Origin of the sequence: Eubacterium callanderi (genome assembly GCF_900142645.1) — a bacterium.
Lineage (GTDB): Bacteria > Bacillota > Clostridia > Eubacteriales > Eubacteriaceae > Eubacterium > Eubacterium callanderi.
Map to the genome: position 1 here is coordinate 193,628 of NZ_FRBP01000005.1, position 21,430 is coordinate 215,057.

Annotated in this window: 22 protein-coding genes and 1 tRNA gene; 13 read left to right on the forward strand and 10 right to left on the reverse strand. The window is 48.1% G+C overall.

Annotated elements, in window-relative coordinates; all coding sequences use genetic code 11:
* Window positions 1-10: 10 nt before the first annotated feature.
* The 11 genes from BUC22_RS08000 (at window position 11) to BUC22_RS08050 (ending at window position 11,290) form a co-directional block, all read left to right on the forward strand.
* On the forward strand, window positions 11-739 hold the full coding sequence (locus BUC22_RS08000; RefSeq protein ID WP_013378956.1) for a hypothetical protein: 729 nt from the start codon (window positions 11-13) through the stop codon (window positions 737-739).
* A gap of 2 nt (window positions 740-741) precedes the next feature.
* A complete protein-coding gene (locus tag BUC22_RS08005; protein ID WP_013378957.1) occupies window positions 742-1,608 on the forward strand; it encodes a MucBP domain-containing protein in 867 nt (288 codons plus the stop codon).
* A 214-nt stretch (window positions 1,609-1,822) separates the two neighbouring features.
* Complete coding sequence (locus BUC22_RS08010; RefSeq protein WP_013378958.1) at window positions 1,823-3,019, forward strand: AfsR/SARP family transcriptional regulator; 1,197 nt, start codon at window positions 1,823-1,825, stop codon at window positions 3,017-3,019.
* 21 nt (window positions 3,020-3,040) lie between these two features.
* Complete coding sequence (locus BUC22_RS08015) at window positions 3,041-3,463, forward strand: hypothetical protein (RefSeq protein ID WP_013378959.1); 423 nt, start codon at window positions 3,041-3,043, stop codon at window positions 3,461-3,463.
* 177 nt (window positions 3,464-3,640) lie between these two features.
* The gene (locus BUC22_RS08020; RefSeq protein WP_013378960.1) at window positions 3,641-7,168 is read left to right on the forward strand and encodes a DUF7601 domain-containing protein; all 3,528 of its coding nucleotides are present in this window, start codon (window positions 3,641-3,643) and stop codon (window positions 7,166-7,168) included.
* 14 nt (window positions 7,169-7,182) lie between these two features.
* Window positions 7,183-7,797 carry a hypothetical protein gene (locus tag BUC22_RS08025; RefSeq protein WP_013378961.1) on the forward strand — a complete coding sequence of 205 codons (615 nt, stop codon included), beginning with the start codon at window positions 7,183-7,185 and terminating at the stop codon, window positions 7,795-7,797.
* 135 nt (window positions 7,798-7,932) lie between these two features.
* Window positions 7,933-8,505, forward strand: a complete 573-nt coding sequence (locus tag BUC22_RS08030) for a signal peptidase I (protein WP_013378962.1) — start codon at window positions 7,933-7,935, stop codon at window positions 8,503-8,505.
* Between the two features lie 142 nt (window positions 8,506-8,647).
* Entirely contained in the window at window positions 8,648-9,352 is a 705-nt protein-coding gene (locus tag BUC22_RS08035) for a hypothetical protein (protein ID WP_013378964.1), read from the forward strand.
* A 125-nt stretch (window positions 9,353-9,477) separates the two neighbouring features.
* Window positions 9,478-10,248 (forward strand): hypothetical protein, encoded by a 771-nt coding sequence (locus BUC22_RS08040; protein WP_013378965.1) that lies wholly within the window; start codon window positions 9,478-9,480, stop codon window positions 10,246-10,248.
* A 39-nt stretch (window positions 10,249-10,287) separates the two neighbouring features.
* Complete coding sequence (locus BUC22_RS08045) at window positions 10,288-10,956, forward strand: TasA family protein (RefSeq protein WP_013378966.1); 669 nt, start codon at window positions 10,288-10,290, stop codon at window positions 10,954-10,956.
* Window positions 10,957-11,086: 130 nt separating this feature from the next.
* On the forward strand, window positions 11,087-11,290 hold the full coding sequence (locus tag BUC22_RS08050; protein WP_041689816.1) for a hypothetical protein: 204 nt from the start codon (window positions 11,087-11,089) through the stop codon (window positions 11,288-11,290).
* A 69-nt stretch (window positions 11,291-11,359) separates the two neighbouring features.
* On the opposite strand, the gene BUC22_RS08055 is transcribed toward BUC22_RS08050, so the two are convergent.
* The 9 genes from BUC22_RS08055 to BUC22_RS08090 all read right to left on the reverse strand — a co-directional run bounded on the left by BUC22_RS08055 (window position 11,360) and on the right by BUC22_RS08090 (window position 18,367).
* The gene (locus BUC22_RS08055; RefSeq protein WP_013378968.1) at window positions 11,360-12,196 is read right to left on the reverse strand and encodes a DegV family protein; all 837 of its coding nucleotides are present in this window, start codon (window positions 12,194-12,196) and stop codon (window positions 11,360-11,362) included.
* Window positions 12,197-12,282: 86 nt separating this feature from the next.
* On the reverse strand, window positions 12,283-13,179 hold the full coding sequence (locus BUC22_RS08060) for a DMT family transporter (protein WP_013378969.1): 897 nt from the start codon (window positions 13,177-13,179) through the stop codon (window positions 12,283-12,285).
* Between the two features lie 42 nt (window positions 13,180-13,221).
* Window positions 13,222-14,142 (reverse strand): SufB/SufD family protein, encoded by a 921-nt coding sequence (locus BUC22_RS08065; protein WP_041690029.1) that lies wholly within the window; start codon window positions 14,140-14,142, stop codon window positions 13,222-13,224.
* A 16-nt stretch (window positions 14,143-14,158) separates the two neighbouring features.
* A complete protein-coding gene (locus BUC22_RS08070) occupies window positions 14,159-14,881 on the reverse strand; it encodes an ABC transporter ATP-binding protein (protein WP_013378971.1) in 723 nt (240 codons plus the stop codon).
* A 3-nt stretch (window positions 14,882-14,884) separates the two neighbouring features.
* On the reverse strand, window positions 14,885-15,580 hold the full coding sequence (locus BUC22_RS08075; protein ID WP_013378972.1) for an HAD family hydrolase: 696 nt from the start codon (window positions 15,578-15,580) through the stop codon (window positions 14,885-14,887).
* Window positions 15,581-15,647: 67 nt separating this feature from the next.
* Window positions 15,648-16,949 carry a glutamate-5-semialdehyde dehydrogenase gene (locus BUC22_RS08080; RefSeq protein WP_013378973.1) on the reverse strand — a complete coding sequence of 434 codons (1,302 nt, stop codon included), beginning with the start codon at window positions 16,947-16,949 and terminating at the stop codon, window positions 15,648-15,650.
* A 181-nt stretch (window positions 16,950-17,130) separates the two neighbouring features.
* Window positions 17,131-17,610: a 23S rRNA (pseudouridine(1915)-N(3))-methyltransferase RlmH gene (gene rlmH / locus BUC22_RS08085; RefSeq protein WP_013378975.1), complete on the reverse strand. Its 480-nt coding sequence runs from the start codon at window positions 17,608-17,610 to the stop codon at window positions 17,131-17,133.
* An 18-nt stretch (window positions 17,611-17,628) separates the two neighbouring features.
* The gene (locus BUC22_RS21775) at window positions 17,629-17,781 is read right to left on the reverse strand and encodes a hypothetical protein (RefSeq protein ID WP_013378976.1); all 153 of its coding nucleotides are present in this window, start codon (window positions 17,779-17,781) and stop codon (window positions 17,629-17,631) included.
* Window positions 17,771-18,367 carry a secondary thiamine-phosphate synthase enzyme YjbQ gene (locus tag BUC22_RS08090; protein WP_013378977.1) on the reverse strand — a complete coding sequence of 199 codons (597 nt, stop codon included), beginning with the start codon at window positions 18,365-18,367 and terminating at the stop codon, window positions 17,771-17,773. Before BUC22_RS08090 ends, BUC22_RS21775 begins: the two co-directional genes overlap by 11 nt.
* Before the next feature lie 107 nt (window positions 18,368-18,474).
* Between BUC22_RS08090 and BUC22_RS08095 the strand changes: the two genes are divergently transcribed.
* Window positions 18,475-18,551, forward strand: a tRNA-Pro gene (locus BUC22_RS08095).
* A gap of 464 nt (window positions 18,552-19,015) precedes the next feature.
* Here the strand turns inward: BUC22_RS08095 and trxB (BUC22_RS08100) are convergent.
* Window positions 19,016-20,230, reverse strand: coding sequence for a thioredoxin-disulfide reductase (gene trxB / locus BUC22_RS08100; protein WP_073382678.1), 1,215 nt, complete (start codon window positions 20,228-20,230; stop codon window positions 19,016-19,018).
* A 237-nt stretch (window positions 20,231-20,467) separates the two neighbouring features.
* Here trxB (BUC22_RS08100) and trxB (BUC22_RS08105) point away from each other — a divergent pair, with 237 nt between their 5' ends.
* Window positions 20,468-21,403, forward strand: coding sequence for a thioredoxin-disulfide reductase (gene trxB, locus BUC22_RS08105; RefSeq protein WP_013378980.1), 936 nt, complete (start codon window positions 20,468-20,470; stop codon window positions 21,401-21,403).
* The last annotated feature ends 27 nt before the right edge of the window (window positions 21,404-21,430 follow it).

A 21,430-nucleotide genomic window follows, 5' to 3' on the forward strand; every position in this document is an offset into this window, starting at 1 on the left:
AGGAAAAGTCATGAAAAAGAAATGTATCACCCTTATCATCACCCTGGCACTCCTGCTGGCCACCGGGCTGACAGCCTCCGCCGCTGAGACCATTACCTTTAAGGGGCAGGCCGAAAAGTTTGTGACCGATGTGAGCGGCGACGCCGAAAGCTTTGACGATATGCTTCCCGGTGAAAAGCGCACCATCAGCCTGACCCTCAAAAACGAGGACAGCAGCGAAATGAAGTTTTATATGAGCGCCGAAATCCTGGACAACATCGCCAGTAAAACTGCCGATTCCCAGGCTGTGTATGATTTTGTCATCAGCAAAAACGGCGAGCCCTTTTTCAATACCATCATCGGCGGCGGGACGGCCAAAAATACCTCAGCCGGTGAAAAATATTTAGATGAGAGCAACAACATTCTGTTAGATACCCTCGCCCAGGGACAGAGCGATGTGATCGAAATCAGCCTGGAGCTGGAGGGAAACTCCACAGGCAACAGCTACATGAAGCAGACCGGCGAGATCCAGCTTGTCTTCACCGCGTCCACAACCGACCCCGCAGCGCCGGGCGGCAGTAACAGCGGTGGAAATGTGATCGAACGTCTGGTTCAGAGTATTGTAAATCCCGGCGCCACCGGCCCGAATACCGGCCTAAACGGCGTCAGCCCATACCTGATCGTAGCGTGTGTCTGTGTCCTCATCGCTGTTGTGGCCATTGTCATACTCATCGCTACCCGTAAAAAGAAGGAGGAATAAACATGACAGCAGTTAAGAAAAAATTAACCAAAACAGCAGCCGTCCTCGCGGCCAGCCTGATGGCTCTGCTGCTCATGGGTATGACCCTCCCGGCCACCGCCCATGCCGAAGAAGGCACCTACAACATCGAGTTTAAAGCCGGAGCCGAAGGCGCCATTGCCGGAGGCACCAGCTATACACAGCCCGTCACCTATGGCGGTAAGCTGGACGCAGAGAGCGTTGCCGCCATGGTACAGCCAAACACAGGCTACTACTTTACCGACTGGAACAAAGCCGTCGAGACCACCGTCACCGGCAAAGCCACCTATGTGGCCCAGTACGCCAAGATTATCGAGGAAGCCAGCTACCGCGTGCGCTACCTCGACACCTTCGGCAACGAGCTGGCTACCCAGAAGGTCGTAGCCGCCAGCAAGGGCGGCACCGTGGTCGAGTACGCCCGTCAGATCGACGGCTATATTCCGGACGCCGAAGGTAAAAGCACAACCATCGCGGCCGAAGGCACCGAGATCGACTTTGTCTATACCCCGGCCGATAACCCCGCCTTTGAAACCCGGCCCGGTGTCGTGCCTGTCAGCGGACAGCCCGGCGATACCGGCACAGCGGCCACTCTGCCCGGCGGCACCACCGCCGGAGGCGGCACGAATACCCCCGGCGATAACAACCCCGGAGAAAACATCGAGGGTGGCGATACCCCGTTAGCCCAGCCTGATGAAGAAACCATCGACCCCAACGAAACCCCATTGGCCAACGCGGCCAAGCAGGTGGGCGGCATGGCAAACCTCATCATGATCGGTGTGGGCGGGGTCGCTCTGCTCGCGGTCCTGATCACCGCCATCATCGTCTATCGGAAAAAGAAAGCCAGACAATAAAGAATTTTTATAGTTTTACCATTGAAGGATCAAGGAGTGCGTTCGCTGAGAGCGCACTTTTGTTGTGTTTAGAAGCAGGATTTCTTAAGGAAAATCAATTATTTTCATAAAAAATCAACCGTTTAGATAAAATTTAAAAGTTTGGATTTACAAAAAAAATATAAACATTTATAATAATATCATAAATACAAATATAATAGGAGGGACGAAAGTAGTGGAAGAGCAAAACACCACACTGAGAGCCCAGATGTTTTCAGGCTTCAGCATCTCAGACGATAGCGCAAGTCTGGATGAAGAGAGCATCCGTTCAGAGATGATGACCAAGCTGTTCATCTATATCCTGTGCCACCGCCAGAAAGAACTGACGGTACAGGAGCTGGCAGAAGCCCTTTGGGAAGAAGAAGAGAGCGATAATCCCGCAGGTGCGCTCAAAAACCTCATGTACCGTCTGCGCAGCCTCATCAAGAAAACCTGGGGCAGAAATGATTTTATCCTGACAGGCCGCAGCGCCTATATCTGGAATCAGGAAATCAGCGTGAGCCTGGACATCGAAGTCTTTGAAGAAAAAATAAAGGAGGCTGAGGAAGAGAAAGACCCCGGCAGAAAGATCGACAGCTACAAAGCCGCCATCAACCTGTACCGCGGCGAGCTGCTGCCAAAATTTGCCAGCGAATACTGGGTCGCCTCTTTGTCCACCTACTACCATACCACTTATCTGAGCGCTGTCAAGAAGACCGCAGCCCTGTTAGAAGCGCAGGGGCGCTTCAGCGAAATGGCAAGCTGTGTGAGCAAAGCCCTTCAGATTGATAACCTGGATGAGAACCTGCACTGCTGCTTTATAAGAGCCCTTATGGGACAGGACAATTACAAGCAGGCCACCGAGCATTACCAGAAAGCCGAAAAAACCCTCTACGACTATCTTGGTGTTACCCCCTCCGAGGAACTCCGGGGGCTGTACGAAACCATTATTAAGAAAACGCACCGCCACGAAAGAGACATCGTGGACGTCCAAAATGAGCTGATGGAAGACAGTATTACCGGCGCCTTTGTATGCGAATACGGCGCGTTTAAGCGGATCTACTGCCTCCAGGCCAGACAGGGCGCCAGGATGGGAATCTCGGTTTTTTTATTATTAACGACCCTTTCAGCCGACGAGGGCATCGCGGAAAACAAAAAAATAGAGCTTCTCAGAGACGCTATGGTCCACCTGGAGGATGTGCTGCGCACATCCCTGCGCTCAGGCGACCCGGTGGCCCAGTACAGCAGCTCCCAGTACGTGGCGCTGCTGCCCACCTGCCAGTACGAGACAGCCCAGATCGTCGCAGGGCGCATCGAAAAAGCCTTCTGGGGCAATTACAAAAACAAGCAGATTCAACTGAGGTTTGACCTCGACGAGCTGCATTATGATTAATAACAAAAAACGGAGAGAGAAATGAAACCACAGAGCATCCCCTCAACCAGCCTGCGCCTCTGTATCGACCGTTTTGACGAAGACGATATGGCCGGAAGAATTATGGGCGTCGCGCTGGAAAACGAAATTCCCTTCAGCAGCTTCAGAAGCTTTGTCGCCAGCGTCGATAAAGCCTATGACACCATCGGGCAGCCCCAGTCAGGGCAGATCAGCAGATCTTTCGGAAAACAGGCGGTAAAGCCCACGCCCTACGTAGCCGTCCCCAGACACTACCACGAGCCCGGGGAGATAAAAAGCGCGGCCGGCAGCCTTAAAACCTTTGACCTCATCATGCAGACCAGACATCATGCCGAATGGCAGGGCGTCCTGAAGGACGCCGAGGGCAATCCCCTGGGAACCTTTAAAAGCGTCCTGGAATGCATCCAGCTCATGACCGAATATTAAAGCCACGCTTTGCCAGGCGTGGCTTTTTTCACAGTCACAGTAAACCTAAGAAAACAGTGACCTGTGACCATTGTGTGACAAATCGCTGGTATAGTTAAGGTATCATCAAAAAGAACCGAAGAAAACCAGCAATCCGCCGGTAAAAATAGAGAAAAAGGCATGAAGGGAGAACCAATCATGAAAAGCGTCAAAAGATTATCCAGATATACATCCATATTACTGAGCATGCTGCTCATGCTTTCAGCCATGAGCCCGGGCATCTCCGCCCTGGCGCAGGAGAGAGCAAACGCCGCCCCCACCGTCCTCACCTATGAGGACGACAGCATCACAGCAGAGCTGAAGGCCAAAGAAGGCACCAGTCTGCCCGCAGGCGCGGCGCTCACCGTAAAAGCGCTCAATAAAGACAGCCAGGATGAAGCCGAAAAAGCCCTTTATGCCGAGACTGAAGTGGGATTAAAAGCCAAAGCCAGCGAACAGGGAACAACTGTAGACGGCTTTACTGCTTACAGTGTAAAACTACAGAATAAAGAAGGAAAAGATATGACACCCGCGCAGGGAGAGTATACACTGAAAATCACTTATAAAGAGGCAACTGCTCCCGAAGCTTTTTTAAATAGTGAAAGCGCAGAAAAGGGCGTTACTCTTTACCAGAAAACCGAGGGTAAAGATGAGCAGAATAATACCATCTACACCATGGAAGTAACCGGGGAAGAGGACACAAAGATTACCGCTGACGCTAACGGAAAAGTACAGGCGGTTGAAAGTAAGATAACGACTTTGCAGCCGATTGCGCTGGCGTGGCAGAGTGTAGGGGTAAATCCCACAGTGGATAATGAAGAACAGCAGTTGGAATCCGCATTGGAAGAACCTGCAAATAATGTAGCCATGACAGCTGGCTTGCCCCAAATGGAAGAGAATACCCCTGTTTTAGAAGATAACCAGTATTGGTATAGTTTTCATTATGACAACAGAGAAGGCAGTTGGACTAAACAAGACCAGTATTTTAGCAGATGGATCGTCAACATCGTTGATGCCAACAATAATCCGATTAACGTCAAGGAAATCTTAGGAGAAAATAACTCAAGACACACGACATTAAATGGTAAGGACAACCCTGATGGTCAAGATAAAGTGGATTGGAAAGTCAGTCAAATAAGTAAACCTGAGCTCGAAGGTTACAAATTTGCGGAAGCGCGTATAAAAACGTCCAAGGACGACCCATTACAGGTATTTACAGCAATGGCAACATGGGTTCCGCCAAGTAAGCCAAATCAGTATCAATATGATTATAAAAAGGGCGCTGATGGCAAGAATTGTTTTTATTCAGATGTGATTAATAATGACGGCACGTATGGCGCAGAGATAACCTTTGTTTATGACAAGCTAACGACTGTACCAACAATAGACAGCCAGCAATTGGGTGTCGACATACAAATGTTTGACTATTCAACTCCAACACCGGCAAACACTTGGGCGGCTTATGGAGATGGGAGTTTAAAACAGGGCCGGTTAAAAAAAGAATTAAACAGTGATGGAATCCCAGTTGGCGCAATGGGTTTGATGGACGGAAAACCCCTAAGCGAAAGTTTTAGTGCAACAAGTAATAATTACCAAGGAAAGGCCAATCATTTGTTCAGGAAGGATATTTATGATAATCCTGATACTAAAGGCACATTTTATTACAGTAGTTTTGAGAATTATGCTTACTGGAAAGAATCAAATGATGAGATCGATAAAGAAAAGCCTTATGATTTTACTGTTTATGACCAAATAGGAACGCCGAGTGATGAGAATGCTTATTTTTATAAAAGAGGCAATTTTATGCCTTATAATAAAATTGAAGCAGGTAAATTTTCCAGTAACAGTAATTATTATGATGAAGATGGGAAAAACCTTGACGAGGAATCCTTACGTTATGGAGAAAAGCTCTATAAAACTCAGCAGTCGGGAGCGCCTGGAGCACAGAATGGAAATGACTATTGGTTTGGAATGGTGATGTCCTCCAGCTTTACTCAACTAGAAGGTGGACGGTACAATGGCCAGGATATGGTTTACGAATTTAACGGCGATGATGACCTGTGGGTTTTTGTCGATGGAGTGTTAGTATTAGATTTGGGTGGAATCCATGACGCCCACTCAGGTTCTATTAATTTTGCAACAGGTGAGGTTCAAGTTAAGGATAGTAGAAATGTAAATGGTAGCGCTGTGGAAATATTTCATAAACCTACAAGTATAAAGGAACAGTTTAAAAATACTGAAAAAGGAAAAAGCATGTCTGAAGAAGACTGGGATGGAAACACTTTTTCAGATTATAGTAATCATGAAATTAAGATTTTTTATATGGAACGAGGCGGCGGCGCTTCTAACTGTAAAATGAAATTCAATCTGCCAGTTATGCCTAAAGACAGCATCACGGTAAGGAAAGAAGTTACGAATATTAATGAAGGCTCTTATAGTGATGTGAATTTTAATTTTAGATTATTTTTAGAAGATAACAATGCAACAGAGGTTGACGAAGATACCATTGAAAAGAACGGAACTTTCTATAGTTTAGCTAAGAATAAAACTTACACGATGGATGGGGAGACCTTGAATACGGGAGACGATGGTAAATTCACGTTACATCATGGCCAGCAGGCAGTATTTGAAGAAATTGCAGATCGAAAGACAAAATATATTCTTCAGGAAATCAGCGTTGATCAAAATCGCTATGATGAATTCAAGGTTAATGGGCAGGCAGTACAAGATGGCAATATTATTCCCTCTGAGACTGAAACAGGCAAGTATATTATACAGACCGATCCCTTGGCGATAGATAAAAACGCCTTTGTCACTTTTAAGAATCATTGTGATTCTGAAAACCTTCATGATTTAGACATTACCAAAAAAATGATTGAAGGTCAAGAAAGTAACGATACTTTTCAAATTCAGGTTAAAATTGGCGGCCAATTATATAATGGTAAATATAAAATAAACGGAGTGGACTCAGGTAAGACGTGCCAAAATGGAAACCTTGAGATAAAACCAGGACAGACTATTAAAATAGAAAATATTGCGGCAGATACATCATTTGAAGTAATAGAAAACTATGATAAGGATAATTATGAAAATCCTCAATATACAATCAGTGAAGCAACAGTGGATTCTACAACAGATAAAGCAGCAGGGAAAATTGAATTCAAAAAAAATGCTAAAGTAGAAGTTACGAATACCAGAAAACTCGGCAGCCTCAAAATCACAAAGACCATCACAGACGACAGCAAGGTTGACTACATGGATGGCGATCCGATCTTTACTTTTAAGATTACAGGCCCAAACAATATTGAGGGTCAAGAGCCCCAGGTATTTTACCGGACGCTGAGACTAAGCAAGGATGTTGGCAAAACAGCATCCATTATCATTGATAATTTACCAATTGGTGAGTATACGGTTGAAGAACTCAATACCATGCGCTACACATGCACATCGGATAATCCGCAGACAGACACAGTCCAGCAAAACAACACCGAGGAAACAAAAAATACACCTCCAACAGAATTTAGCTTTACCAACCAGTTAACCAACGAAGATTACTTCTCTCACACCGATGTGGTGGAAAACAGCTTTAAGATCGGTGAAGATGGAACCGTCACAGTAGAAAAACATAAAGTCCCTGAAGGGCAGGTTCCAGACGGCACAACGCCCGTTCAGCCATCCAATGAATAAGGAGGTGCACAAAAATGTTGAACAACATCTTAAAAAATAGAAAACTGAAATACGGTTTAGTGTCTCTCCTGGCAGTGGTATTAATCGGCGGCGCAGTGACCCTGGCCTATTTAAGCAAAAGCACCGAGGCGGCGACCAATAATTTTGCCCCGGGCGAAGTGACTACGGAAATCGAAGAAAAGCCTGAAGTAGTGGGCAGCACCATTAAAAAAGATCCGGCCGTCAAAAATATCGGCCCCAGTGCCTGTATTGTCCGGATGCGGGTGACCATCTCACCAGGCAGCATCGCAGAACGTGTTAATAATAAGCAAGAAAACGAGATTAAGATTAATTTCGATGAAAAAGCGTGGAAATATAATGAGGCGGATGGTTTTTGGTATTACCAGGCAGTAGTACCGGTAGACGGAAGAACAACCGCGTTATTTGATGAGATAACGGGTATTACTGATCAAGCAGGAAAACCCCTTAAAGATTTTGAAGATTTCCAGATTACCCTTTATCAGGAAGCCGTACAGACCGAAGTGACCATTAATGGGAAGCCTGTAAAAGCGACGGATGCGACAGGGAACTATAATTCTGAGAACGCCATGAAGATATGGGCAGAATTTGACAAAAAAGACAATCAATAGCTTATAAAAAGATGACTGTCACACGAACCCGTGTGGCAGTTTCTTTTTAGAGCCCCGCGTGACCATGATATGACTGTTTTTTGTTAAAGTAGCCTTAAGAATTCAGAACGACGCATAACGAAGGAGTATACACCAATGAAAAAAATCTATCACATATTAACAAGCCTGATATTAGTCATACTGATCGCTTTGGCAGCCATCCTTTTTCTGCCAAAACTGCTGGGCATGACCCCGCTTGCGGTACTCAGCGGCAGTATGGAGCCTACGTACCACGTGGGCAGCCTGATCTATGTGAAGGATGCCGATCCGCAGGATGTGCAGATCGGAGATCCCATCACCTTTAAAATCAGCGATGACACCATGGTCACCCATAGAGTGGTAGCCATTGATACCGAAGCCCAGACCTTCCAGACAAAGGGCGACGCCAATGATAATGTTGACGGTGGGGCAGTGGCTTACGAAAATCTGGTGGGCAAGCCGGTCTTTACCATTCCCTATATGGGCTATTTAGCCGTTTACGCTAACACCACCACGGGCATGATCGTTATGGTTACCGTCATACTGGTGATTCTGATCCTTACCTTCCTGCCCGATTTCCTGATGAAGGATGACGACGAGGAAGAAAAAGAAACAAAAAAAGACCCCAGGCGTGAGAGAACAGCGGAAAGCAAAAAGACAGACACGCAAAAAAGAAAGAAGAAGGAATAGTGATTAAACAGGGCTTGCAAAAAGCTCTGTTTTTTTATTTAAAAAGAATTGATGTGACCGTTCTGTGACTATGCTCTGTCATAATAAATACATAATCAATTAGAAATCAATCCATATTGCATATAGAAAGGAAGTGGAGAGCATGAAGAAAAAAAGAGCAGGACTGGTATTGACAAGCCTACTAGTCGTAGCCGTCATCGCCGTTGGTTTAACATTAGCCCTTTTATCCACAAGCACAGGCACAAAGACAAATGCTTTTTCTTCCAATAAAAATATTGATATCCAGTTAAGAGAAGATCAGTGGGATGGTTACACCTTTAATGATGGAGAGGGTGACAGCACTACGGGTCAAACAGTAAATCCTGCATATGAAGGAAACAAAGAAGATCTTGGTTTAGTCCAGGCACAATCTTACCTCCCAGGACAGGTTATCCCTAAGAACCCAACCGTTAAAAACAATAATAATGATGGTAAGGGTGTGGAAACAAACGTAGCGTTGAAGGTCACCTACTATCTGGAAAATGAAGATGGCACAGAAAAGCAGGTAAGTTATGGGACATTCAAAGAAACCCTTTTAGCTGAAAACGGAATTGAGTTTGATGAAAGCTGGAAAAATATCACAGAAGAAAGTTTACCGACTCAGATTTTCCTTTATAATAAAACATTAGATTTGAATGAAGAAACCACCGCGCTTTTCAGCTCAGTCCCTTTAAGCAAAAACATCGAAGCCAATGAAAATGGCGAACTGCCAAAATTCAACATTAAAGTACAGGCATACGCCATCCAGGCAGGAGTAGAAGGTATGAATATTGAAACTGAAATGGTTAAGTTTATCAACGCAAATTAAGACAATAACCTTTTGACTGTGACCATCGTGTGACAACCATAGATTATAATATAGTTATAATAAAACGGTATTTAAATAAAGAAGATTTATCGAAAAATGTTGAGGTTTAGAACGGAGGAAGAAAAATGGACAAGAAGAAAAAAAGATTGGCAAAAGGTCTCGTTGCTGCTGCGTTAGTAGGTGTTATCGCAGTTGGATCGACGTTAGCGTATCTAAGCGCAAACACCGGACAGAAGACGAATAAGTTTACGGGCGCAAAAATAGAGGGTTCTACAGAAGAAAATTTTACCCCTCCGGAGTCTTATTTACCCGGACAAAACATTGAAAAACAGCCTTGGATTCAAATTAAAGCTGGCAGCGCAAAAGCTAATGTAGCAATCGTAGTGGATTATATTGGAGATGATGGAAATACAAAGCTGTCTCAAGAAGAGTTTAAGAGATATGCTGAAGTAAAGGATTGGAATTTAGGAGAAGAAGGTAGCGCCACTTGGAGAAAAGTTGCAGATTCTAAGGATGGAAAGAGCGAGTTGTATATTTATAATGAAGTTGTAGATGCCTCTACTTCCAAACAAGATGTCAGCACACAATTTTTATTTAATTCAGTCACAGTCAATCCAAATTTGAGAACTGTTACAGATGCGGACAAAGATACTACCCAAGTTTACAGCGGCAAAAATAAGACTGGTCTGACCGATTTTTCTAAGGTAACAGATACTATTGCCGGTACATATTATTATGACCAAAATAATAATGTTTTAATAAAAAATAATTTGCCGGAATTTACCATTGATGTCAGTGGTTTCGCTGTGCAGTCTGAAAATTTAGGTGATTCAACAGCAAGTGCTGAATTGACTAAATTAGCTAATGAAGGAAGAACAGGGAATCAACAATTTTAGTATAATTAAACCATCTAAATTAACTTGAGGAGAATATCTATGACAAAAAAGAAAAAAGGCGCGATATTAATCTCAGCGCTGGCACTCATTGCGGTGATTGTTATCGGGGGCACATTGGCCTACTTTACTGACCAGGATGATGCGAAGAATGTATTTACTTTAGGTAAAGTGCAAGGGGATTTGACAGAGGACACCAAAGACTATGAAGTTGATACTCCAGGTGGAGGAACGCATCCTGTAAAGCCAGGGACACTCACAGAGGATGGCATCAGCTATGACAAAATTGTACCAGGGGACTGGCTGAGTAAAGAACCAAGAGTAAGTCTGACTGGCGACTCTGAAGATGCGTATGTACGTGTAAGATTGTCAGTCCCGAACAGCACGAAATTAAATCAGGAACAGGTAGCAGAGCTTATCACAGCAAAATGCCTGAACTTTGGTGAAAAATGGGTAGTTGGCGTAGACGGATATATCTATTATCAGGAAAAATTAACCAGAGATTCATCTGGCAAATCTCAGACAGATCCGGTATTTACCATGGTTAAAATCCCAGAAGAATGGGGTAACAGTACAGCGGAAGCCAGCTTTGAAATCACAATTCAGGCGGATTTAGTTCAGGCTGAAAATTTTGAAACTTCATTAGGACATAATGCGGCAGGACAGATTGACAGCTGGGGCGGTGTTACTATTGAAAAAGCAGCTCAGTAAGCATTGAAAGCGGTCTTCGGACCGCTTTTTTTAAAAGAACCATTCCGCCATGTTATCACTGTGTGACCAGACTTTGATAGAATAAAACTATGAGGATAGTGAGTAACATTGTGAAAGGTAAGTGATGAGGATGGAAAAGATTATTAACGCAAGCAACCAGACTTTTGTCTTAGAGATTAAAAGCACACGAAACAACACCTGGCAAGGCACCATTCTATGGGTGCAGACGCAGGAGAAGGTCGCGTTCCGAAGCGCGCTTGAAGCCATCAAAATTCTGGATTCTGCCCTGACGGATGAGGGTGCGGATGAAACCCCAAAGCTGCAGATTGTTTAAGGCAGTAACGATAAAAAAACCCCGACTGTACCTTTATTGAGAAGGTACGGCCGGGGTTTTTTCGTCCTGTCAATAAGCCACAATCACACCGCCGTTGTCGGCGTAGACAGTACTCAGTCCGCCGGCTTCAAAGATGACCACATCCTTAAAGTTGCATTTTTCCTCAATGGCTTTTTTGAGGTTTTCAGCGGTTTCCTGAGCGTGCACGTGGGCGATGGCCAGGATTTTTTCGCTGGCGTCAGACACCTCGTCGGCAATAATTTCTACCAGACGGGAAAAAGCCTTCTTCTTACCGCGGACTTTTTCCTTCAGGGCGATTTCGCCTTCGCCGTTGTCAGTCATGATGGGCACCACCTTCAGCACCTTGCCCAAAAGGGCCATTGTGCCGCTGATACGGCCGTTTTTAGCCAGGTTATCCAGCGAGTTGAGTATAAACATGGTGCGCATATTTGTGATGAAATCCATGAGCTTAGACACGATTTCGCTCGTGGGAAGGTTCTCTTCCAGAAAGGACTGAAGCTTCATGAAAAGCAGATCTTCCCCGGCGGCAGCGCTTTCGGAATCCAGCACGTGTACCTGGCAGTCCGGATATTTTTCCTGGGCCATGACAGCCGCCATGACGGCGCTGTTATAAGAGCCGCTGAGCTTGGATGAGATGGTGATAATATAGTTAACGCGCTCCGGATCAATGGCGTCCAGGTATTCCTGGGGCGATGGGCAGGCGGTTGATACTTTGTTCTTGCTGAGCTTCATTTTATCGACCAGCAGCATGGTCGATAAATCCTGATCCACCAGCTCCTCGTCATCAATTCTGAGCTTAAAGGGGATTCGTTCAAGTGGCAGGTCTGCGGTAAAAATTTCCGGATTAAAATCCAGGCAGCTGTCCACAATAATTTTGTTTTCCATAGCACTCCTCGAAAAGTTTAGTAATCTCTACTTTAATTATATTACCCAAATCTTTATTTTGCAATAAGAAAAACCGCCATCCGCACTTATTTCAAGGATAACGGCGCTTTTTCTTTTTTAAGCTCCAGCTTTGATAAAAGCACAGCGGCAAAGACCAGGCCGCAGCCCAGCGCCATGCGCGGCCCAAAAGGATCGTGCAGGAAAATGACGGAGACGATCAGGCCAAAAACGGACTCCAGTGAGATGAGCAGCGAGGCGTGGGTGGAGGTGGTGTACTGCTGGGCGATGTTCTGGATGAGAAAGGCCAGAGCAGTGTTAAAGACCACCAGATAGAGAATGCCAAAGGCGCTGGTGGCGCTGACGCCATCAAGGGGCGGCGCAAAAACAAGGGCGGCAAAAAGCGATAAACCACCCGCTGTCAGCATCTGGACCACCGTAAAGGACATCACATCCGTCTCCTTGACAAACAACCCTAAAAAGACGATCTGGAAGGAATAAACCACCGCGAAGATAAGAGTCAGGGCGTCGCCCAGATTCATGCTGAAGTCCGGCTTCAGACTGATGACCGCCACGCCTGCAAAGGTGAGCAATGCCGCGGCCACATCCAGCGCCCGGGGCTTTACCCGTGTCATCATCCAGGAGACAAAGGGCACCAGCACCACATAGGATGGAATGAGGAAAGCCTGGTTGGAGGCTGTGGTATGGTCGAGGCCGATGGTCTGGAAAACCATGCCTGTAAACATAAAGCTGCCGACCACCATGCCCATGAGCACCGTGCGCTTATCAAGCCGCCGGACACGCTTTAAAAAAAGGATCAGGAGTAGAACGCCTGATCCTAAAAACCGAAAGGTCATGACCCAGAGAGGTGTGATGGTCACAAGCGCCGCCTTTGACGCGATAAAGCCCACGCCCCAGATAAGAGCGACGGTTATCAGTGCCAGGTCGGCAAGCAGGGTTTTGTTTTTAGTTTGTATATTTTTCATCTTTAGAAATAAAACTAAGTTGAAGGTGGAAGGGCTCCGCCCTTACTTCAGGAATCCTTCAATAATGTGCTGTTCAGCCTCGTGCTCAGTCAGGCCGAGGGTACGGAGCTTGATGATCTGGTCGCCGGCGATTTTGCCGATGGCAGCTTCGTGGATCAGCTCGGCCTCGAGGTCGTTGGCGGTAATTTCCGGAATCGCGGAGACAACGCCTTCGTCCATGATGATGGCGTCACACTCAGAGTGGCCCGCGCATTGGTTGTTGCCGTTGATCTTGGACAGAAAAAGCTGGCGGGAGCGGTCACGGGCGACAGAACGGGAGCTTAAGGTACAGCTGGAGCCCGCGCCGTCCATATCCACCTCAAAGGCGGTTTCGGCGTACTGGTCACCGTGTGTCATGAGCTTTTCCTTGATGACAAGCTTGGCGCCCTCGCCCAGCTTGGCCGCGGATTTACGCTTGGTGGAGTCCACGCCCTTAATCTGGGTGGTATTCATTTCCATATAGCTGCCGGCTTCCTGCTCGATGTAGGTTTCCGGGTTGATGACCCGCTTGCCGGTGCCTTCGCCAACACCGATGTGTTTTTCGATGTACAGCACCTTTGAGCCCGGCTTCAGAAAGAAGCGGTGGATGCCGTTGTGCTCGGAGCCGTCACAGCCGTCGGTGGATACCCCGCAGCCTGCCACGATGGTCACGTCAGCGTCCTCACCGATATAGAAATCATTGTAAACCAGGTCGTGCACACCGCTGCAGGTCACCAGGGCAGGGATAAAAACCTTGTCGTTTTTGGTGCCTGGCTGCACGATGATGTCAATGCCGGAGCCGTCCTCCTTGCTCACAATCTGGATATTATCCGTGGAGTTGCGGCCAGCGCACTGGCTGTCCTCGCGGATATTAAAAGCAACGCCCTCAGGCTTGCCGTCAATGTCGGCAACGTCCTTCAGCAGCTCTCTTGCGACGTCATTCATTGGTATTTCGTTCATATTATTCCTCCATTCTGGGACAGAAATCCACTTTGTCTGTACCGTTTAAAAGTCTTGGCAGGATGTCTTCTCTGGCCCCCTGGCTGATGATCTTGCCGTTTGCCAGCACGATGATCTCATCGGCAATGTTTAAGATACGCTCCTGATGGGAGATAATCATGATAGAGCCGTTAATTTTTTCATACATTTTCTGGAAAACAGCGATCAGGTTTTTGAAGCTCCAGAGGTCAATGCCGGCTTCTGGCTCGTCAAAGATGGACAGCTTGGTGCCGCGGGCAAGGATGGTCGCGATTTCGATACGCTTGATCTCACCGCCGGACAGGCTGTCGTTGAGCTCGCGGTCGATATAGTCTCTGGCGCAGAGGCCCACTTCGGATAAATACTGGCAGGCTTCCACCTGGTTAAGCGGTGAGCCGGCAGCCAGCGAGATAAGGTCGTGGACGGTAATCCCCTTGAAGCGGACAGGCTGCTGGAAGGCAAAGCTGATACCCAGCTTGGCGCGTTCAGTGATGTCGAGACCTGTGATGTCCTGGCCGTCGAACAGGATCTGCCCCGACGTCGGGGTGAGAATACCGGAGATAATCCGGGCAAGGGTGGATTTACCCCCGCCGTTGGGGCCGGTAATGACAACGAATTTACCAGAGTCAATCTTGAGACTGACATCCTTGAGGATGCCCTTTTTTTCATCCTCCACTTCAAAGCAGATATTTTTTAATTCTAGCATTTATTACTCCTTCACAGACCGCTCTAACAGCGAACGGTCAAACTCATGATAATTTGAAATCACCGCGTTCACGCCAGGCACCTGCATGAAATAATCATGACGCTCCGGCGCCGCGATGGCAATAATATGGCCGATACCGGCCGCATGGGCAGACTGGATACCGGAAAGGCCGTCCTCCACCACAATACACGCCTCAGGACAGACACCCAGCTTTTCAGCCGCCAGACGGTAAATATCCGGGGAGGGCTTTCCCGGAAAGGTGTGGTTGTCAAAAACGGTGGTGTCAAAATCGAACCATTTGCCAAGGGCAAAGGTTTTAAAAAAGAACGCCATGTTGGCAAGCTCTGAGCTGCTGGCAATGGTGTGGGGGATCTGCGAGGCGCAGATCCAGTCAAGAAGCTCCGGGGCGCCGCTTACCAGATGGAGGTTTTCTGTATCCTCCAGGCAAAGCTCCCGGTAAAGCGCTTCTTTATCATCACCAAAGGCGGTGATTTCCTCTGCTGTCAGCTCCCGGTCCTTTAAAATGGCCGGAATGATGGTGGCGTTGGTCTGACCGTAAAAGCCGTGCATTTCCTCAGGCGTAATGTGCCGCCCGCACTGCTCCAGCGTAAAACGGTCAAAAGCCGCGTCGTGCTTGTCCGAGTCGAAAAACAGCGTGCCGTTAAAGTCAAAAATGATGGCCTTAAATGTCTTTTGCATGTGTAACCTTTCTGCTTACTGTTATTATATTAAATGATTCTTAAAATAGAATTATAATTTTTTATATTTACAGAGGACAGTCCTGATCCAGGGACTTGTGGGTAAAGCTGCGTTTTCCGTCCGCAAAGTCGCTCACAATATCCCCGTGTCCGATGAGCTTGTATTTATAGCTCAGCAGGCCGTCAAGGCCCACCGGGCCTCTGGCGTGCAGCTTGGAGGTGCTGATGCCCACCTCCGCCCCGAAGCCGTAGCGGAAGCCGTCGGCAAAGCGGCTGGAGCAGTTGACGTAGACGCCCGCGGAATCCACCAGAGTGGTGAATTTCTTCGCGTGATCCTCATCCTCCGTCACGATGACATCGGTGTGGCCGGAGCCATAGGTGTTGATATGGTCAATGGCGTCCTCCAGGCTGTCGACAACCTTAATAGAAAGGATATAATCCAGGTATTCGGTGGACCAGTCGTCATCAGTGGCGGGCTCGACGTCGATCACGGCGCGTACCCGGTCGTCGCCCTTCAGGTGTACCTGCTTTTGGTCCATTCCGGCTTTCAGTCTGGGTAAAAACTCCCCGGCGATGTCCTTGTGCACCAGCAGGGTTTCGATGGTGTTGCAGGCCGAAACGTATTGGGTTTTAGCGTCCACCGCGATGCTTACCGCCTTGTCCGGATCGGCGGAGGCGTCGACATAGGCGTGGCAGATTCCGTCGGAGTGGCCCATGACTGGAATATTGGAGTGGTCCATGATGTATTTCACAAAGCTGTTGGACCCGCGCGGGATGATAAGGTCGATATAATCGTCCAGGGCCAGCATGGCATTGACGTCCTCGCGGCTCTCAAGATTCTGAATCCAGCCGTCTGGAATGCCAACAGAGGCAGTGGCCTCCGAAATGACCTTGCACAGCAGGCGGTTGGTCTCGAGGGCTTCACGTCCGCCCTTTAAGAGCACCGCATTGCCGCTTTTCAGGCACAGGGTGGAGATTTGGACAAAAGCGTCGGGGCGGGATTCAAAGATGATGCCAATCACACCGATGGGGCAGGTTATCTTGTAAAGTTCCAGGCCCGTGTCCAGCTCGGTCGCCATGCGGGTAGCGCCCAGGGGGTCCTCAAGCTCGATGAGGCTGTGGATGCCGTCGATCACGTCGTCAATTTTATGATCGTCAAAGGTCAGGCGGCCCAGCAGCGGCGCTGCCAGGTTTTCGGCTGCGCTGCGCTCATAATCGGCCTGGTTGGCGGCGATCAGCGCCGCACGGTTTTTTTCCAGCGCGTCTGCAATGGCCGTAAGGGCCGCGCTGCGCGTCTGTGTATCCGTGGCGGACAGCTGAATGCCCGCCTTTTTAGCTGTTTTTCCTCGTTCTAACATAGTGGTGGTCATGGTTAACTCCCTTCTTAAATGAATGGAGAATTGAAAATGGAGAATGGAGAATTATCGGAACAAAATGCCGCGCATTTTGAATGAAATGGCGGCCGCAGGCCGCTGTCTCAATCGCTTTTTCGACAGAAAAAGTGTTCATCAATTCTCAATTCTCAATTCTGCACTCTCCATTGTACTGATACTACTTATGATAGGTCTCATTTTTTATGATCTTAAACGCCCGGTAAACCTGTTCCAGCAGCATGACGCGGAACAGCTGGTGGGGGAAGGTCATCTTTGAAAAGGACAAATCCCAGTGGGCGCGGGCCTCAATCTCCGGCGCCAGGCCCAGGGAGCCGCCGATAACAAAGGTCAGGCTGCTCTTGCCCTGGAGTCCGTAATGCTCGATCTTTTTCGCGAAATCTGGTGAGGTCAGCTGCCGGCCGGTGATCTTAAGCGCGGCGATGATTTCATTGTCCTTTAAATACCGGGCGATCCGTTCGCCCTCCAGCGCCACCGCCCGGGCCTTTTCGGCGTCGCTGAAGCGCTCCTCAATTTTTTCGTCCTTTACCTCGATGATCTCAAGCCTGCAGTAGGCACCCAGCCGTTTGCTGTACTCATCAATGGCCATCCTCAGGTATTTTTCCTTGATTTTGCCCACTGTAATGATTTTAATATTCATCCTTATATAACAGGCTCCTTAAAAACTGTACATTGTCAGCAGACTGACAATGATGATGATCACCAGGATCAGGGCGCCGATCCGGTAGCTGTTTTTAATGTTGCTCTGGTGGCTCTGTTTCGGCGGCTTTTGTTTTGTTTTTTTCGTGGGATTATTTTTATTATTCGCCATCCTTCTGCTCACTTTCTGCTGCGGCTCTGGCAGCTTCTTCTTTCTGCTTGCGGATGCGCTCAGCATACTCTGCGCGCATTTCAGCGATGATCCGATCCTGTTCCTCTTTTTCGGCCTGTTCCTTTGCCAGGTCGGCAGCGTACAGGTCCTCCAGCACCTGCGGAAGTCTGGGTTCTTCTCCCTCGGCCAGTGTGGTGCCCATGTGGGAGAGATAAATCCGGCGGTCTGTAGAGGGGCCGTTGAACTCAACCATATAGATGCTCTGGTGCAGGCCCAGGATCAGCTCGCCGCTTTCCACCATCACCTGCTCCGACATTCCCACAAGAGAAGCCTTGACATTGGAGGTGGTCCAGCCTGTAAACTGCATGCCGTTATACTTGGGCAGGAACCGGTTGATTTTATTCAGAAAATCCTTGTCAATATTGAAGTCATCATTGATGGTAATGGTCACCGCGCAGGTGCGCTCGGGAATCTGGATATGGACAAACCCGTCTTTCAGACGCACCTCACGGATGTATTCCCGCACCTGTTCCGTGATATCCGCTAAACCTTCCGGGGCAGATACGCCCGCTTCAATTATTTTCATGCTTTTCTCCTAAATTTTTTAAAATTTTTAAAAAATATGCTTGCAAAATATCTATGACTATATTACAATAACTGTTGTTGGTTTGCAAATCAAAAATATAAAAATATCGGGGTGTGGCTCAGTTTGGTAGAGCGCATGGTTCGGGACCATGAGGCCGGAGGTTCAAATCCTCTCACTCCGACCATTTAAAGCAGATGATCAGTCATATAGGGATATGGCTGTTTTTTATTTTTTGAAAAGTTTAAGGAAATGTGGTATAATATAAAAAGAAACAGGGACACCGGCAACGGCCAGCCCCAATGATTCATTAGATTTGACCGTTAGTGCTCGTGGAAAAGGCTAACGGTCGTTCTTGTTTATGCAGCCTACGATAAACGCGATAAGCGCCAGAATCAGAATTAACTGGTTACTGTCCATAAGCAGCACCCCATTTCCGGGGCAAGATTAACCATGCCAGTGCCACAAGAGCCGAGTGCTCCTGTCTGGCTAGTATAGCAGAGTTCTTCTTTAAATACAATTTGTTGTTAACGTCTTTGAATTATATGATTTTTTAAAGCAGTCTACCAGTCAAAGTGACAGGCTGTTTTTTTATTTTTTGAGCCCTGACAGAAAAACAGCCTCTGCTGTGAAGCAGAGGCTGCCAGATTATCAGGCCAAGGTGTCTTTATATTCGGGATGCTTGTCGTATTCGGCCTTTGCAAAGGGACATCTGGGAATCAGCTTCCAGTGGTTCTGGCGCGCGGCTTCAACGGTCTGCCGCACCAGCTCTTTCGCGATGCCCAGGCCATTGTAGCTGTTGTCAACGCCCACATGGGTGATGATAAAGGTGTTGTCCGTGGTGGGCTCAAGGTTCAGCTCGCCAACTTCGTAATTCTCCGGCGTCTGGACAAAGAAGCGGTTGGGCTCGCTCTTATAGCGCAGGCTTTTTGCCTTATGGTTTCGGCCGCACAGCTGCACAAAGTAGTCCTCAATAAATTTTGAGGCAACGGCTCCGTCAGAAGCTGCAGTGATGATCTGGCGCAGCGGCTTGGTGCGCACATCGCCAACTGCGTAGACGCCCTCCACATTTGTCTGGGTGGTTTCATCGGCGATGATGTACCCTGCTTCGTCGATGTCCACAATGCCCTCGAACAGGTCAGTGTTTGGCCGGCGGCCAATGGCGATAAACAGGCCGTCGCAGTCCAGCTGTGAAACAGCGCCGGTCTCGGTATTTTCAAGCTTAATACCGGTTAAAACAACGCCATAGATGGGTTCGACTACCTGACTGTTCCAGATAAATTCAATGTTTTCAGTCTCGTCCAGCAGCGCCAGGTAGGTTTTAGTAGCGTTCAGCCGGTTGCGGCGGTGAATGAGGTAAACTTTTTTGCAGATTTTGGACAGGTACAGGGCATCGGCCACCGCGGAGTTGCCGCCGCCCACCACAGCGACCACCTTATTTTTAAAGAAGAGGCCGTCACAGGTAGCGCAATAAGCGACGCCACGCCCTCGCAGTTCCTCTTCATGGGGGAGGTTCAGGCTTCTCGGGGCAGCGCCGGTGGCAATGATCAGGGCCTTGCATTCATATTCGGCGCTGTTTGTCTTAATGCGCTTTGGCTGACCAGTGGCCTCAATGCTGATGACCTCGCCGTACTCAGAGACCACGCCAAAGCGTTCGGCGCCCAGCTTCATGCGCTCACTCAGCTCATGGCCGTCAATTCCTTCATTAAATCCGGGATAGTTATCGACCTGGCTGGTGGTGGCCATCTGGCCGCCTGGCCACATCTTTTCTAAAATCATGGTTTTCAGGTTCGCCCGGGCGCAGTATAGCGCAGCCGTATAGCCTGCAGGTCCGCCGCCCAGCACAATAACATCAAAGATCTTCATTTGTAGTGCCCCCTAGCACAGTGGCCGTCTTTTGACCACGGGATTAAAACGAATACATCAGGTGGTTTAAACACCATTGATTATTTTTTTCTATTGTACCATACATACCCTCTGGGTGCAAAAACAAATCATTCTGGATACACTATTGACTTTTTCGCCTTAAGCTGGTAAAATAGGAACACAATATGTAATTTTTAAAGTTACAGAAAAATGTAACTTCCAAAAAGGAGACAAATAATGGAAAATAATAAATTTGACGTGATTATACTAGGCGGGGGTCCAGGAGGGTACACAGCGGCATTATACTGCGCACGCGCAGGCCTTTCTACAATGGTACTTGAAAAAATGTGGCCGGGCGGTCAGATGGCTACCACCAGCCGGGTAGACAATTACCCGGGCTTTGAGGAGGGCGTAGATGGCATTGAACTCAGCGGAAAGATGCAGCAGAGCGCTGAACGCTTCGGTGTTGTAACACAAATAGGCGAGGTGTTATCCATTGATTTGGAAAGCCAGCCTAAGGTAATCCGGACAGGCAAGGGAGATCTGGAAGCCAAGGCTGTCATTCTGGCCACGGGCGCGGCGCCAAGAACCCTTGGTATTCCCGGGGAGGATGAACTGCGCGGCAGAGGGATGGCTTATTGCGCTACCTGTGACGGCATGTTTTACCGCAACCGGACGGTTGTTGTGGTGGGCGGCGGAAACTCCGCGGTGGCCGATGCTTTGTTTTTAGCTAAAATCTGTAAAAAGGTTTATATTGTGCATCGAAGAGATACCCTCAGGGCCTCAAAAACTTACATGAAGACTTTGGAAAAAACTGAAAACATCGAATTTGTCTGGGATTCTAGGGTGGTCGAGGTACTCCATGACGACCTGGTAACCGGCGTTAAGGTTGAAAATGTTAAAACCGGCGATGTAACAGAGCTGTCCTGCGAAGGCGTATTTGTAGCGGTCGGCCGGACACCGAACACAGACATGTTCAAGGGTGTTCTGGACCTCGACGGGCAGGGCTACCTGATCGCGGACGAGACGACAAGAACCAATATCCCGGGTGTCTTTGCTGTCGGGGATGTCCGCACCAAGCCGCTTCGTCAGATTGTCACGGCCACGGCTGACGGCGCGGTGGCGTCTAAATATGCTGAGGAATACCTGGCAGAGCTCTGTGCCGGTGAATAAGCAGGCTGCTTGACGCGGGTCATCGGC

What these genes read in the sequence shown, in the direction of transcription:
- BUC22_RS08000 (WP_013378956.1), top strand. Translation starts at nt 11, where the DNA reads ATGAAAAAGAAATGTATCACCCTTATCATCACCCTGGCACTCCTGCTG.
- BUC22_RS08005 (WP_013378957.1), top strand. Translation starts at nt 742, where the DNA reads ATGACAGCAGTTAAGAAAAAATTAACCAAAACAGCAGCCGTCCTCGCG.
- BUC22_RS08015 (WP_013378959.1), top strand. Translation starts at nt 3,041, where the DNA reads ATGAAACCACAGAGCATCCCCTCAACCAGCCTGCGCCTCTGTATCGAC.
- BUC22_RS08020 (WP_013378960.1), top strand. Translation starts at nt 3,641, where the DNA reads ATGAAAAGCGTCAAAAGATTATCCAGATATACATCCATATTACTGAGC.
- BUC22_RS08025 (WP_013378961.1), top strand. Translation starts at nt 7,183, where the DNA reads ATGTTGAACAACATCTTAAAAAATAGAAAACTGAAATACGGTTTAGTG.
- BUC22_RS08030 (WP_013378962.1), top strand. Translation starts at nt 7,933, where the DNA reads ATGAAAAAAATCTATCACATATTAACAAGCCTGATATTAGTCATACTG.
- BUC22_RS08035 (WP_013378964.1), top strand. Translation starts at nt 8,648, where the DNA reads ATGAAGAAAAAAAGAGCAGGACTGGTATTGACAAGCCTACTAGTCGTA.
- BUC22_RS08040 (WP_013378965.1), top strand. Translation starts at nt 9,478, where the DNA reads ATGGACAAGAAGAAAAAAAGATTGGCAAAAGGTCTCGTTGCTGCTGCG.
- BUC22_RS08045 (WP_013378966.1), top strand. Translation starts at nt 10,288, where the DNA reads ATGACAAAAAAGAAAAAAGGCGCGATATTAATCTCAGCGCTGGCACTC.
- BUC22_RS08050 (WP_041689816.1), top strand. Translation starts at nt 11,087, where the DNA reads ATGGAAAAGATTATTAACGCAAGCAACCAGACTTTTGTCTTAGAGATT.
- BUC22_RS08055 (WP_013378968.1), bottom strand. Translation starts at nt 12,196, where the DNA reads ATGGAAAACAAAATTATTGTGGACAGCTGCCTGGATTTTAATCCGGAA.
- BUC22_RS08060 (WP_013378969.1), bottom strand. Translation starts at nt 13,179, where the DNA reads ATGAAAAATATACAAACTAAAAACAAAACCCTGCTTGCCGACCTGGCA.
- BUC22_RS08065 (WP_041690029.1), bottom strand. Translation starts at nt 14,142, where the DNA reads ATGAATGACGTCGCAAGAGAGCTGCTGAAGGACGTTGCCGACATTGAC.
- BUC22_RS08070 (WP_013378971.1), bottom strand. Translation starts at nt 14,881, where the DNA reads ATGCTAGAATTAAAAAATATCTGCTTTGAAGTGGAGGATGAAAAAAAG.
- BUC22_RS08075 (WP_013378972.1), bottom strand. Translation starts at nt 15,580, where the DNA reads ATGCAAAAGACATTTAAGGCCATCATTTTTGACTTTAACGGCACGCTG.
- BUC22_RS08080 (WP_013378973.1), bottom strand. Translation starts at nt 16,949, where the DNA reads ATGACCACCACTATGTTAGAACGAGGAAAAACAGCTAAAAAGGCGGGC.
- rlmH (WP_013378975.1), bottom strand. Translation starts at nt 17,610, where the DNA reads ATGAATATTAAAATCATTACAGTGGGCAAAATCAAGGAAAAATACCTG.
- BUC22_RS21775 (WP_013378976.1), bottom strand. Translation starts at nt 17,781, where the DNA reads ATGGCGAATAATAAAAATAATCCCACGAAAAAAACAAAACAAAAGCCG.
- BUC22_RS08090 (WP_013378977.1), bottom strand. Translation starts at nt 18,367, where the DNA reads ATGAAAATAATTGAAGCGGGCGTATCTGCCCCGGAAGGTTTAGCGGAT.
- trxB (WP_073382678.1), bottom strand. Translation starts at nt 20,230, where the DNA reads ATGAAGATCTTTGATGTTATTGTGCTGGGCGGCGGACCTGCAGGCTAT.
- trxB (WP_013378980.1), top strand. Translation starts at nt 20,468, where the DNA reads ATGGAAAATAATAAATTTGACGTGATTATACTAGGCGGGGGTCCAGGA.